Below are 12719 nucleotides of genomic sequence, written 5' to 3' on the forward strand. Positions count from 1 at the left end.
CTGCTTACTCTCCTTCAACCCGCATGATGCTGGCGACACCCCGCACGGTGTCGAGCTTGCGCAGTGCCTCGACGGTCCCGGAGAGGGAGGCGTCGGAGGCACGGTGGGTGACGACGACGAGGGAGGCCTCGCCGTCCTTGCCCTGTTGGCGAACCGTATCGATCGAAACCCCGTGCTCGGCGAAAACCGTGGCGACCTGGGCGAGGACACCCGGTTTGTCCGCGACGTCGAGGCTGATGTGGTAGCGCGTGACGACGTCGCCCATCGGGGAGACGGTCAGGGCCGCGTACGCCGACTCGCCCGGCCCGGTCGAGCCGCTGAGCCGGTTGCGGCAGACGGCGACGAGGTCGCCGAGCACGGCGGACGCCGTCGGGGAACCGCCGGCGCCGGGGCCGTAGAACATGAGCTGACCGGCCGCGTCGGACTCGACGAAGACGGCGTTGTACGCGCCGCGCACGGAGGCGAGCGGGTGGGTCAGCGGAATCATCGCGGGGTGCACGCGCGCGGTGACGGAGCCGCCGTCGGCGGACCGCTCGCAGATGGCGAGCAGCTTGATGGTGCAGCCCATCTCCTTCGCCGAGCGGAAGTCGGCGGCGGTGACCTCGGTCATGCCCTCGCGGTAGACGTCGTCGAGGCGCACGCGCGTGTGGAAGGCGATTCCGGCGAGGATGGCGGCCTTGGCGGCGGCGTCGAAGCCCTCGACGTCGGCGGTGGGGTCGGCCTCGGCGTATCCCAGGGCGGTGGCCTCGTCGAGCGCCTCCTGGTACCCCGCCCCCGTGGAGTCCATCTTGTCGAGGATGAAGTTGGTCGTGCCGTTGACGATCCCCATCACCCGGTTGATCTTGTCGCCGGCGAGGGACTCGCGCAGCGGCCTGATCAGCGGGATCGCACCGGCCACGGCGGCCTCGTAGTACAGGTCCTTGCCGTGCTCGCCGGCGGCGGCGTGCAGCGCGGCACCGTCCTGGGCGAGCAGCGCCTTGTTGGCCGACACGACGGAGGCGCCGTGCTCGAAGGCGGTGGTGATGAGGGTCCGGGCCGGCTCGATACCGCCGATGACCTCGACCACCACGTCGATGTCCCCGCGTTTGACGAGGGCGGTGGCGTCGGTGGTGACGAGCGCCGGGTCGATGCCCTCGCGCACCTTGGAGGGGCGTCGTACGGCGACACCCGTGAGCTCCACGGGGGCCCCGATCCTCTGGGCGAGGTCGTCGGCGTGCGTCGTCATGATGCGCGCCACCTCTGAGCCGACCACTCCACAGCCCAGCAGCGCCACCTTCAGCGGACGCGTACGCATCATCCGACCTCGTTTCCTTCTACTTCTATGGTTGGACCAGTCTCACTCACCGGACGGAGGTTTCTCCCCTTCGTCCGGATCCTGAGACATCTATTTCATCTTGCCGGACGGCTCCGACCGGAGAACTTCCGGCCCCCGGTACGTGACGGAGCCGATTCAGCCGACGTCGAGACGCAGGAGGTCCTCCTCCGTCTCGCGCCGGACGATCACCTTGGCCCTGCCGTCCTTCACCGCGACGACCGGCGGCCGCAGCACATGGTTGTAGTTGCTGGCCATCGAGCGGCAGTAGGCACCCGTGGCGGGTACGGCGATCAGGTCGCCCGGCGCCAGGTCGGCCGGCAGGAACGCGTCCTTGACCACGATGTCCCCGCTCTCGCAGTGCTTCCCGACGACACGCGCGAGCATGGGCTCGGCGGCGGAGGTCCGCGACACGAGGGCGACGCTGTACTCGGCGTCGTACAGCGCGGTGCGGATGTTGTCGGACATCCCGCCGTCGACGGAGACGTACGTACGCAGCCCGTCGAGCGGCTTGATGGTGCCGACCTCGTACACCGTGAACGCGGTGGGACCGACGATCGCGCGCCCTGGCTCGACGGAGATCCGGGGCGTGCGCAGCCGGGCGGCCTCGCACTCGCGTGTGACGATCTCGGTGAGCGCCTTGGCGATCTCGTGCGGCTCACGGGGGTCGTCGTCGCTCGTGTACGCGATCCCGAGCCCGCCCCCGAGGTCGATCTCGGGCAGCTCGACCCCGTGCTCGTCACGGATGTCCCTGAGCAGCCCCACGACGCGGTGCGCGGCGACCTCGAACCCGGACATGTCGAAGATCTGCGACCCGATGTGGGAGTGGATCCCGATCAGCTCGAGCCCGTCCAGCATCAGCGCCCGCCGCACAGCCTCGGCAGCCTGCCCACCCGCCAGCGGAATCCCGAACTTCTGATCCTCGTGGGCGGTCGCGATGAACTCATGCGTATGAGCCTCCACCCCGACGGTGATCCGGATCTGGACCTTCTGCCGCTTCCCGAGATCCTGCGCGACGTGGGCGACGCGCACGATCTCCTGGAACGAGTCGAGGACGATGCGCCCGACACCGGCCTCGACGGCCCGGGTGATCTCCGCCGGGGACTTGTTGTTGCCGTGGAAGGCGATGCGCTCGGCGGGCATGCCGGCGGACAGGGCCGTGGCCAGCTCGCCGCCGCTGCACACGTCGAGGTTCAGCCCCTCCTCGTACAGCCAGCGCACGACGGCACGCGACAGGAAGGCCTTCCCGGCGTAGAAGACGTCGGCGTCGGCTCCGAAGGCGTTGCGCCAGGCGCGCGCCCGGGCCCGGAAGTCGGCCTCGTCGAGAATGTAGGCGGGCGTGCCGAACTCCTCGGCGAGCCGGGTGGCGGGAATCCCGCCCACGGTGACCACACCTTCGTCGTCCCGTACGACGGTCTGCGCCCACACCTTGGGATCGAGGGCGTTGAGGTCCGCGGGCGGGGCCGAATAGTGCCCCTCGGGAAGGACGTCGGCGTGACGGGGCCCGGCGGGGTGCGCGGAACGGCTCATGACGTTGACTCTCAGACTCTCTGTGTCTCTCCGGGGCCCATGGGTGTCCTTCTTACGGCCGTCAGAGGTGTTCGGGTGCGTCGATGCCGAGCAGGGAAAGGCCACCGGCCAGCACCGTCCCGGCGGCTTCGGCAAGAGCCAGCCGGGCCCGGTGGGCGGCCGAGGGTTTCTCCTCGCCGCACGGCAGCACGAAGGGCAGCAACGGCAGAACGGCATCGGCGAGGGTGACCAGATGCCGGGCGAGCCGGTCCGGGGCACGGTGGGTGGCGGCCGCGGTGAGCGTACGGGGGTGGGCGGTGAGGGCGGTGAGGGTGGTGAGGAGGGGGGTGATTTGGGGGGTGACTTGGGGGACGCCTCGGGAAGTGGACGCGCTCGGGAAGGCGGCGTGGACGGAGCCGAGGTGAGCGGTGTCGGGGTGAGCGGTGTCGGGGTGCGCGGTGTCGGTCCGCTCGGCCGGTGCCGTACCCGGAACGGCGCCGTGGGACAGCTCGGACAGGTCCCCGGGCTCGGCAGCGAAGCCGAGGCGGGCAGCGTTGCGGGTGAGGGCTCGGGTACGGGCGTGGGCGTACCGCACCCGGAACAGCGGATTGCTCTCCCGCTGCACGAGATGGTCGGCGGTGATCCGTGGCCGGTCGTGCGCGGCGGGGTGCAGCAGCGCCCACTGGGCGGCATCGGCACCGAGCGGCGCGGGGTCCTCCGGCGCCGGAACGGGCCGCAGATTGACGGGCTCCCCATGCTCGATCTCGACGCGCCCGCCCTGGGTCGCGACGATCCTGGCCACGGCGTCGGCGACGACCTCGGCACGCACCTCGTACGGCACGCGCAGCACGACGACCTCCCCGGCGAGCGCGTCGCTGTGCCCGTACCCGGCACCACGCTCCCGGATCTCCCGCACGACGCCGACGGCGAGATCGCCCCGCTCACTGAGGCTGATGTTCAAAAACCCCGGACCGGTGACGACGACGTCCTGGATCCCCTCGGCCTCGACCAGATACGGCCGCAGAATCTCGGCCACGCGCCGCGGCGGCATCCCGGCCGGCCGCGCCAGCTGCAGCGCGACATTGGTCGCGAAGTCCCCGCACCCCCCGGGCCCCGGCTCGGTCACCACGACCAGCTCCGGAACGGTCACGTTCAGCTCCCCGCCGTCCACGGCACGACGCACCGCGTGCAGCACGGTGCGGGAGAGTTCAACGGGTGTCACGGGACAAGCGTAGGGGAGGAGGGGGGTGGGTAGGCGACGTGGTTTATGTCGAGGGGGCGTGGTTTACGCGGAGGCGGGGGGTGGCCGGCACTGACGGGGCTGTGCTGGAGCATTCACTGACCACGGACGGGGCCGTACCGGAGCAATCACCGACCACGCACAGCCCCCTGGGGGACTCGGCTCGGCGGCCTGTCCCGGCGTGCTATCCCCCGAAGGCCACCCCACCAGCAACCCCACCACTCACACCACGACTGCCCCCGTCCCCACTACTGCCACTCGCCCCGTCACCATCCCCACCCTCTTCACCGTCATCCCCATCCCCATCCCCGCCACCGTCCCCGACCTCGCCGTCCGTGCTGAGACTGACACCGAGACCGAGACCGAGACCGAGGTCCGAGCCGCTCCGACGCTGCATCAGACTCTTGACGAGGCAGACGAGTTCGGCCGGCTCGAAGGGTTTGGCGAGGAAGGCGTCGACGCCGACGTCGAGGCCGCTCTCGACCTCGTACTGCGTACAGGCACTGATGATCGCGAGGGGAAGATCACGCGTCCGCGGATCGGCCCGGAGCCGAGCGGCGGTCCGCAGCCCGTCGAGGCGCGGCATCACGACATCGAGGGTCACCACATCGGGCCGCACCTGATGCACCACGTCCAGACACTCGGCACCATCGGCCGCGGTCACGACCTCGAGCCCTTCCAGCTCAAGGTTGACCCTGATCAGCTGCCGGATGACCTTGTTGTCGTCCACAACAAGCACCCGACCCGACGCGCCCGGCACAACTCGAGAGTAGGTCCGCACCAGCCACCGCGTCCGGCTTTTCCCCACTTCCAACCCCTCCGCGCGACCCACCCCCTCCCTTCCCGGAACCCCGCCCCTCCCCCACCCCACAAAACGCGTTCCTGATCACCCCGGTAGACCTGCTAGGGTTCTACCCGTCGCCGCAAGCAACAGCTCAGCGCCCGACACGCCCCCGTAGCTCAGGGGATAGAGCAACGGCCTCCGGAGCCGTGTGCGCAGGTTCGAATCCTGCCGGGGGCACCCTGTTTGAAGTGCCCAAAGACCCCGTCACCAGCGGAAACGCTGAGGCCGGGGTCTTCGCGTATGTGCAGGCATGTGCGGCCCGGCGCGGGCTTATGTCGGGGTCTGTGGACGAGGCGTGGACGGGATCTTGAGACATTCCCGCAGGTGATGCCGCACATCGAAGCCGAGCAGCTGCGCCCCTCGTTATCGTCATCCCGGTATTGGATGGCGCCGAGGATGGGAAGCCTGAGCGTTGCTTGGTGCTGCCGCGCCGTCTTCGACCGCCGCGGGGCGGCGGACAGTCAATCGGACGAGGTGGGGGATCTCGTGGACGCGACCACGCTTGCAGTTGCGCTCATCGGCGTCGGAGGAACGTTGGGCGGAACTCTGGGTGGAGCACTGCTCAGCCAGCGCGTCACCCGGGAGCAGAACCAGCGCGCGGATCGTGAACGAGCGGAGGACCGTCACGACCGAGCGCAGGAAGCCAGACGGGATCTCTACGCCCGCCTGAACACCACGGCTCGCGCTTACCGGGTCGCTGCCCGAGACGCGATCCGAGCAGCCGAGCGCGGCGAAAGCGTCGAACCAGCAGTCCTCGATGCCGCGAAGGAAGCCTGGGCAGAGCAATACTCATTGGCACAGATGGCACTCCCGAAGGATGTCCACGAAATCGCCTCGTCCCTCAACAGGGCGCTCGGAGTCGGGTACTCCGTCGTAAAGCAGTTGCCGAGCGCCCCTAACCGAGTCGAGGCGTACAGCCGGGCCAGAGACTGGTTCAGTGGCGCCCTGTCCGACGGGGTGTATCTACTGCGGGTCACCCTGCGCCATGACCTCGGCGTCGAGGTCGAGCCCGACTTCGAGCGCACCCGTACGCGGATGCTCACTGTGCTTGACACAGAACGCAGGAGTCTCGAGCGGCTACTCGCCTCCGAACAGGCCACCAGGCCTGTTTGACAGGCCCGGTAAACGACGAGGCTCATCGTCGACCCCATACGGCCCGCTTATCGTGGTGCTTCGCATTGATGCTGAACACGCTTGTCGAAACGCGCGAACGATTTCAGTAGCGCACGATTCATTTCAATACGTCCTTCAGTGCCGCAGCGAAGATTTCCGTGCTGGCCGTGTCGGATGCGAGCGCGGCAACCATCGACCGTGCTCGATCGTCCTTCAGGTATGCCACACCCGAGCCCTGAACCGCCCCCGACCCCGCCTGGCTGGCCGCACTGTGGCCACGGCACTACCGCGGAGGACACTGTCGGCTGCCGCGGGATTCACGCCCCTGGTCACACCTCATGCCTCGCCCATCTGGCCGACGCCGACCGCGACACCTATCTGGACGGCCTGATACCTGGCGCCGACATCGACCATCGCGGTACCTCCTTCACCGATTCCCTTCTTGGTGCCCTCCTCGCGGCCCTCCTCGATCCCACCACCGGACACCCCCGCATCGGCGAAGCCCGGTTCGACTCAGCGACCTTCCAAGACGACGCCCACTTCGTAGGCGCGACCTTCGAGGGCCACGCGTGGTTCGACTCGGCGACCTTCCAGGGCCTTGCGTGGTTCGACTCGGCGACCTTCCTGGGCCTCGCTCGCTTCGAGTCAGCGAACTTCCAGGGCTACGCCCACTTCAACTCGGCAAGCTTCCAGGGCTACGCCGGGTTCAGATCGGCGACCTTCCACGACCTCGCGTGGTTCGACTCGGCGACCTTTCAGGGCATCACCAAGTTCGACTCGGCGACCTTCAAGCACCTCGCCCGGTTCGACTCCGCGAGCTTCCAGGACGTCTCTTTTGTGCGGGCTGCCTTCCAGGGAACCGGCCAGTTCGGGCAGGTGACCTTCAAGGGTCACGCCTCATTCGGGTACGCAACATTTCAGGGTGCCGTCCGCTTCAGGTCGGCAATTTTCGAGAGCGACGCTAGGTTCGATGAGGCGACCTTCGAGCGGTTGGTCACCCTCGGCCCTTTGGTGTGCGCCGGGCGGTTTGTGCTCTCCGAGGCGACGTTCAGCGGCCCAGCGAGCCTCTCGTTCGCCGCGCGCCGGCTGGAGTGCTTGCGAACCCGCTGGACATCAACGGCCGAGTTGCGTCTGCGCTACGCCACAGTGGACTTCGCCCACGCTGTCTTCGAATACCCCCTCACGATCGCCGCGGCGGCCACCCCCTTCGTACTCCCCGACGGGCAGCCGGTGGACGAACGGGTTCTTGACGATGCGCCCGACGCCGCGGTGCGGATGGCCTCGTTGCGCGGGGTGGACGCAGCTCACCTGGTCCTTGCCGACGTAGACCTATCGGGGTGCCTGTTCACCGGAACCGTGCACCTGGACCAGCTGCGACTGGAGGGCGCCTGCATCTTCGACACGGTCCCGCCCGCAGTGCATTGGCGGGGCTGGCGCCCCGTACGGTTCACCCAGCGCCGCACCCTCGCCGAAGAACACCACTGGCGCGCGAGCGAGCCATCGGCCGTCCGGGGCTGGAACGTAGCAGTGTTCGGCGCCGAGCACGTCGGGCCGTTGCAACTGGCGCCGGTGTACCGCGCGCTGCGCAAAGCGTTCGAGGATGGCAAGCATGAACCTGGGGCCGCCGACTTCTATTACGGGGAGATGGAGATGCGCCGCCACGCCGACGACATCCCCCGAAGCGAGCGAAGCCTTCTGACCGCTTACTGGGCACTGTCTGGCTACGGTATGCGCGCATCCCGGGCCCTGGGCTGGCTCGCCGCCGCCATGCTCGTCACCATCGTGCTCCTCATGAGCTTCGGCCTCCCCAAGGACGCCCCGAAGCAGGAAGCGACCGGCACCGTCCCCACCGGCGGAGGCACGATCACATTCGAGATCGACAAGGACGAACCGCGCAACCCCACGGGGAACCGTTTCACCGGCGAGCGTTTCGAGAAGGCCCTGAACGTTACGCTCAACTCGGTGGTCTTCCGCTCCGCCGACCAGGACCTAACCACCGCCGGCACCTACATCGAGATGACCTCTCGCCTAGCCGAGCCCGTCCTTCTGGGCCTCGCGGTCCTCGCCGTCCGCAACCGCGTCAAGCGCTGACCCCCTCGTCGCGAGACACGGCGACCAGGACCGTGATGTCCCCCGTGTTCACAGAGATGAAAGAGGCCCCGGACAAGTTGCCCGGGGCCTCGGTGGGGTGCAGCGAGTCTCACTCGTACTCGCGCAGCAGATCCTCGATACGCCGGTTGGCGACGTCCTGCCGTCCGTCGAGGCACTTCGCGTAGCGGGTCAGCAAGACCTCAACGCTGTTACCGGCGCGCTCGGCAACCTCGGTGGGGTCCACGCCCGCATTGAGCCACGTCGACAGCGCCGAGTGCCGAAGATCGTACGGCCTACTCGCGAGCGGCGAGGCCGCGACCGTCGGCGGAAGCGCCAGGAGACGAGCCTCCTGCCACACGCGGTAGTAGGTCGAGGACGGGACAACCGAACCTTTCTCACTGAAGAAGAGCCGCCCGTCCTGCGCCGTGCCGAACGTCGCCAGGTGCTCGCGCAGCACGGCGACGAGCTGGGGCGGCATAGGCACGCGCCGAACGTCCTCAGTCGGCCGGTTCTTGAGCCCGCGGTCGTCGTGGGTCTCCCCCGAGTCCGTCCATCGCTTGCCGACCGAAGGACGGGTCCGGTGGAGCAGCGCCGATCCCCAGCCCTGCTCCGGGAGGACAAGGTCAGTTTCGACCAGGCCGACCGCCTCAGCGGGCCGGAGGCCGCCGAAGTACATAGCCGCGAACAGCCCGACGAGGCGCCGACCGCGAGCACGCCGGTAGCCGCCCACGTAGGACACCGCCGCCAGAAGGTTGCGTGCCTGCTCCGGGTTGGCGACAACGCGCGGATCGACCTGGTTCGAGACTTTGGGCTTTTGCCAGCGAACCGCCGTGATCGGATTCTCACGGAGCTCCCCCAGGTCAACCGCGTAGTTCGCAGCGTTGACGAGGGTTCGCCGCTTCCGCCGCACTGTCTCGGCCGCTGCCGCAGTGCCGTCGAGCTTCAGCTTCAGCCCGTCGAGCACAGCACGGGCCGTTGCCGGTTCGGCGAGATCCGCAAGCGGCCGACATGCCTTTGCCACCCAGTGCAGAACGTTCCGGACGTTATCTGGCACCTCCCGGTCTTTGGGCCCCGGCAGCACGAAGGCCCAGTTGCGTAAGACCTTGCGGATCTCCTCGTCGGACGGCCGCCCTGGCCGCTCCAGGAGAAGTTCCATAGTCACGCTCGTAAGAGATTCGTTGATGCCGTCGCGCGTATTGGGCGCAGCGTGGGGCCACTTCATCGCCAGGTACCTGAGGGCGAAGTCGTACCAGGACAACGGCGACTTCTTCTGGTCCATCGAAGCCGGAAGACCAGTCTCCGTGTCGAATTCTTCGCCACCCCGCATGGCACTCATGAGTTTCGCTCGGTAGTGATCAGCGAGCGCCTTGGTACGGAACGAGTCCGAGAAGACGTTGCCCGCAACAGACCAGCGCACTCCGTAGGAGGGCGTCTTGGTGTCCCGCTTACGTACGCCCCAGACCTTGACGTCGAGAGACTTCACGCCGCCTCCTCCAGCTGCCGGAGCCACGAGGCGAAATCGCTACGCCACACTCGCAGCTCACCATTGGGGAGCTTGAATGCGGCCGGCCCCTGTCCCAACTCACGCCAGCGGTAGAACGTTCGGCGGGAAACACCGCCCAGCTCGTTCAGGACTTGGCGAACGGTCATCAGCTCGTCGCGGCGGCTGTCCATGTCGGCTCTCCTTCCGTTCCGGGAGCGGGTTCGAGGGATGCAGCAAGCCAGGCTTCGGCGCGGGACAGGCCGGTGCCGGCGAAGACCCAGTGAGCGAGGACGAGCGTGGTCTCGCCGTCCTGCGGTACGGGCGGAACCACCTGAGCCCGGCGCCAGTCGGCACGGGCGTCACGGAGCGCGCCCAGGGTGGTCGAGTAACGGCGTGACTTGGTGGAGAAGTGGCCGCGGAAGCCGAGCATGTGAGCCCAGGCCCGCAGGCGGAGGTCTGCCAGCTCGGGGCGTGCGCCCAGGAACCAGGCAGTGCGGATCATGCGCCGTGCGTGTTCCGTGATCCGTGCTTGGGTCAGCTCGGCGAGGAACTTGATGGGCCGGTCCAGGGTGCCTGTGGCAGTTTCGGCGCCCTTGGTGGCGTACTTGGCGATATACGCCGCTACAGCTCGCTCGGTCAGCTCCTGGCCGCCGTCGAAGTCAGCGGAGCGGATGGTGCGGACGTCGAGCTGACGACCGAACCCAAAGGCGTGAGCCCGTTCGCCGATCACCGGTCCATCGACTCGCGCCGTGGTGGCAGCGGCCCGGACGGCATCGGTCAGCAGCTCGGCTGTGGCCCAAGCGGGAGGCGGACATTCGCCGCCCTCCGGGCCGTCGATGCGGATCACGGCGTGGAAGTGGACGGCACCCCGCTTCTGGTATTCAGCCACCTTCGCGAAGGAGACCCGGGCGTGGTCTCGGAACGCCCGCTGAGTGAGGCCGGCCCGCTTGGCGACCTCCCGGCGGAGGTAGATCGAGAACCGCCGCCAGAGCGCCCCTGCGTGCGCGTTCCACAGCACGGCCGCTTCGTAGTCGTAGGTCTCCAGGTCGAGGGGCGTCCCCACGACTGCGTCACCTTCCTCGTGCTGGACGCCGCAACGGCAATTTCGACCGTCGGAGCGCCGGTTGTGGACCGCGCCGAAGCCGGGAGCGGTGAAGGTGGCGAAGACGCGCGGGTGTGTGGCGACGCGTTCCGGAATGCCCTTGCCGCCTCGGAGTCCGGCGGTGATCAGGTGGTAGGTGTCGCGGCGGTAGGTCTCGGCGCAGGCCGCGCATCGGGTGGCGCGGCGGTTGTTGCAGCGGACGAGGAGCTGGCCGGCAGGAAGATTCGACGAGTCCAGATGGTGCAGGACGCGGCCGATTTCGCCGGTCGTCTGGTCCACCGCATGTTCGGTGCGGTGGCCGTCGAGGCGTACCGGGCGGGTACAGCCACCCAGTCCGGACAGTTGGCGGGCCAGTTCGGGCATGGTGCCGAGGGATGCCAGCATGGAGAGTTCCGCCAGCGGCGGAGTCTGCCGGGAGATGATGGAGTTCCTTTCGGCTGTTCCGACGGTTGGGAGGGACGGCCCCGGGGCGGCGGAAGGCTTGGCGGCTTGTTGCCGCCTCGGCGGCCGGTCAGCGCTTGTCGGCGCTGCTGATGAGGGAGCGCAGGACCACGGCGGCGATGGCCACGGACACGGCCGAGACAGCGACTGCCGCCAGGAGTGCGGTGAGCACGATTCCGACGACGACCACGGCGGCGACCGCGCCGACACCGACGCTCACGAACGGGGTGGCCGAGCGGCCGGCCGAGGAGGGCGGAACCTGCGTCGGCTGAGGCGCGATGGCGGTCGTCGGCAGGGGCGGGATGTCGGGCAGCTTGGGGCGGAGCACGGCGTACCTCCTTGTCACTTGTGGGTGCTGTCGACGACGCCGACACCGGAGCGAGTGCCGGACTCGATGGCGGGGGCGAGGAAGGTGTGCGAGAGCCAGAAGCCGAACAGCGCGATCGCGACGGCGACCCAGAGCCGGACACCGAGAAACTTGATCGCGGCCCAGGTGATGACGCCCAGGACGAAGACGAGCGGCAGTGAGATCGTCACGGGAGCCCCCTCAGCGGACGGCGCAGCGGTGGGTCCGGGCGGCCAGCTCGGCGGCGGCACGGCTGTCGTAGTCAGTGGCGAAGCCGCAGCGAGGAGCCGTGCAGGCTGCGGTGTGCTTCTCGCGGCCTCGACCGTCGTAGTAGGTGGCGACCTGGACAGGCCCTACTCGGGTGACGTTGCGGAAGCGGCGATTGGCAGTCATCAGCGGGTCTCCTTCGGGTTTACGCCGGTGAAGTCGGTGGCGTGCTCGGCCAGCCAGCGCAAGATCTCGTCGCCCTCGTAGCTGTCGGCGGCGCGGATCACCGGTTCGGCGATGAGCACGGCTTCGGTGAGGCGGTTCTGTCGGGTCAGCTCGGCGGCGCGTTGCAGCGCGCGGAGCGTGGACGGGCGCACGGTGGAGAGTCCTCCGGGTCAGGTGAGTTGGGTGGCGATGGCTTCGGCCAGCGGCAGCGGAACGCCGAGCCGGGCTCGAAGGGTTGAGATGTCGATCGGCGTTCCGGTCCGGGCCCGGTGTTCGTCGGCGACCTTGCGCGCGAGTGTGATGAGCGCTGGCGGAACGGCAGAAGCGGGGGGCGGAGCCGGTTCCGGCTCTGCAGCGGGCAATTGAGGGGCAGAGGCGGAGGCTTCTGGTGCCATGGGATCCGGGGCCGACTCGCGCCCCTCCGCCCGGGTGACGGAGGTTGCACCGTGAGCGAGCAGCGTTCCGCCAAGGAAGGCGACCGCGGGCCATCCGGCTACGAGGATGCGCAGCCAGGCCGGTACGGCGCCCAGGTCGAGCAGCCCAGCCGTGGAGACATTGGCGCCGAGCGAGGCGGTCAGGGCGACGAGGAACCAGCACCAGCCGGCCGCTTTCGCCCCACCGCACCGGAGCCGCCGCCAGGCAGCCACGAGAAGCAGGTCGACGGAGACCGGGTAGGCCCATGCCTTCCATCCGTGCTGTCCGGCGGCCGAGGCCAGATCGTGCAGGTGGGCAAAGGACAGCGCGGCGGCGATTACCGCTTGGACGAGCACGGCGTCGAGGCGGACGGACAGGGCACGCACGGCGCG

General features: G+C 68.7%; 14 protein-coding genes and 1 tRNA gene. 3 read left to right on the top strand and 12 right to left on the bottom strand.

Features of this window, described 5'->3' with window-relative positions; genetic code table 11:
- Positions 1-4 precede the first annotated feature (4 nt).
- From ACWD5D_RS23775 to ACWD5D_RS23790, 4 genes are all read right to left on the bottom strand, one after another.
- Positions 5-1297 (bottom strand): homoserine dehydrogenase, encoded by a 1293-nt coding sequence (locus ACWD5D_RS23775; RefSeq protein ID WP_451374744.1) that lies wholly within the window; start codon positions 1295-1297, stop codon positions 5-7.
- 153 nt (positions 1298-1450) lie between these two features.
- On the bottom strand, positions 1451-2842 hold the full coding sequence (lysA, locus tag ACWD5D_RS23780) for a diaminopimelate decarboxylase (RefSeq protein WP_451374745.1): 1392 nt from the start codon (positions 2840-2842) through the stop codon (positions 1451-1453).
- A 61-nt stretch (positions 2843-2903) separates the two neighbouring features.
- Positions 2904-4043, bottom strand: coding sequence for an ArgS-related anticodon-binding protein NrtL (nrtL, locus tag ACWD5D_RS23785; protein ID WP_451374746.1), 1140 nt, complete (start codon positions 4041-4043; stop codon positions 2904-2906).
- Positions 4044-4245: 202 nt separating this feature from the next.
- Complete coding sequence (locus tag ACWD5D_RS23790) at positions 4246-4842, bottom strand: response regulator (protein WP_451374747.1); 597 nt, start codon at positions 4840-4842, stop codon at positions 4246-4248.
- Positions 4843-5010: 168 nt separating this feature from the next.
- Here ACWD5D_RS23790 and ACWD5D_RS23795 point away from each other — a divergent pair.
- The 3 genes from ACWD5D_RS23795 to ACWD5D_RS23805 all read left to right on the top strand — a co-directional run bounded on the left by ACWD5D_RS23795 (position 5011) and on the right by ACWD5D_RS23805 (position 8109).
- Positions 5011-5082, top strand: a tRNA-Arg gene (locus ACWD5D_RS23795).
- A gap of 309 nt (positions 5083-5391) precedes the next feature.
- Positions 5392-6018: a hypothetical protein gene (locus tag ACWD5D_RS23800; protein WP_451374748.1), complete on the top strand. Its 627-nt coding sequence runs from the start codon at positions 5392-5394 to the stop codon at positions 6016-6018.
- 219 nt (positions 6019-6237) lie between these two features.
- The gene (locus ACWD5D_RS23805) at positions 6238-8109 is read left to right on the top strand and encodes a pentapeptide repeat-containing protein (protein WP_451374823.1); all 1872 of its coding nucleotides are present in this window, start codon (positions 6238-6240) and stop codon (positions 8107-8109) included.
- A gap of 109 nt (positions 8110-8218) precedes the next feature.
- Here the strand turns inward: ACWD5D_RS23805 and ACWD5D_RS23810 are convergent, their stop codons facing one another.
- The 8 genes from ACWD5D_RS23810 to ACWD5D_RS23845 all read right to left on the bottom strand — a co-directional run bounded on the left by ACWD5D_RS23810 (position 8219) and on the right by ACWD5D_RS23845 (position 12713).
- The gene (locus ACWD5D_RS23810; protein ID WP_451374749.1) at positions 8219-9592 is read right to left on the bottom strand and encodes a tyrosine-type recombinase/integrase; all 1374 of its coding nucleotides are present in this window, start codon (positions 9590-9592) and stop codon (positions 8219-8221) included.
- Complete coding sequence (locus ACWD5D_RS23815) at positions 9589-9783, bottom strand: helix-turn-helix transcriptional regulator (RefSeq protein WP_355984844.1); 195 nt, start codon at positions 9781-9783, stop codon at positions 9589-9591. Before ACWD5D_RS23815 ends, ACWD5D_RS23810 begins: the two co-directional genes overlap by 4 nt.
- The gene (locus ACWD5D_RS23820; RefSeq protein WP_451374750.1) at positions 9759-11078 is read right to left on the bottom strand and encodes a replication initiator; all 1320 of its coding nucleotides are present in this window, start codon (positions 11076-11078) and stop codon (positions 9759-9761) included. Before ACWD5D_RS23820 ends, ACWD5D_RS23815 begins: the two co-directional genes overlap by 25 nt.
- 127 nt (positions 11079-11205) lie before the next feature.
- The gene (locus ACWD5D_RS23825) at positions 11206-11463 is read right to left on the bottom strand and encodes a SpdD protein (RefSeq protein WP_451374751.1); all 258 of its coding nucleotides are present in this window, start codon (positions 11461-11463) and stop codon (positions 11206-11208) included.
- Positions 11464-11477: 14 nt separating this feature from the next.
- Complete coding sequence (locus tag ACWD5D_RS23830; RefSeq protein ID WP_451374752.1) at positions 11478-11672, bottom strand: hypothetical protein; 195 nt, start codon at positions 11670-11672, stop codon at positions 11478-11480.
- 10 nt (positions 11673-11682) lie between these two features.
- The gene (locus ACWD5D_RS23835; RefSeq protein ID WP_451374753.1) at positions 11683-11874 is read right to left on the bottom strand and encodes a mobile element transfer protein; all 192 of its coding nucleotides are present in this window, start codon (positions 11872-11874) and stop codon (positions 11683-11685) included.
- Entirely contained in the window at positions 11874-12065 is a 192-nt protein-coding gene (locus ACWD5D_RS23840; RefSeq protein WP_451374754.1) for a hypothetical protein, read from the bottom strand. The genes ACWD5D_RS23835 and ACWD5D_RS23840 overlap by 1 nt, the downstream gene beginning before the upstream one ends.
- Before the next feature lie 18 nt (positions 12066-12083).
- Positions 12084-12713 (bottom strand): DUF2637 domain-containing protein, encoded by a 630-nt coding sequence (locus ACWD5D_RS23845; RefSeq protein ID WP_380881969.1) that lies wholly within the window; start codon positions 12711-12713, stop codon positions 12084-12086.
- Between the last annotated feature and the right edge of the window lie 6 nt (positions 12714-12719).

The sequence above is a fragment of the Streptomyces sp. NPDC002520 genome (genome assembly GCF_053595235.1).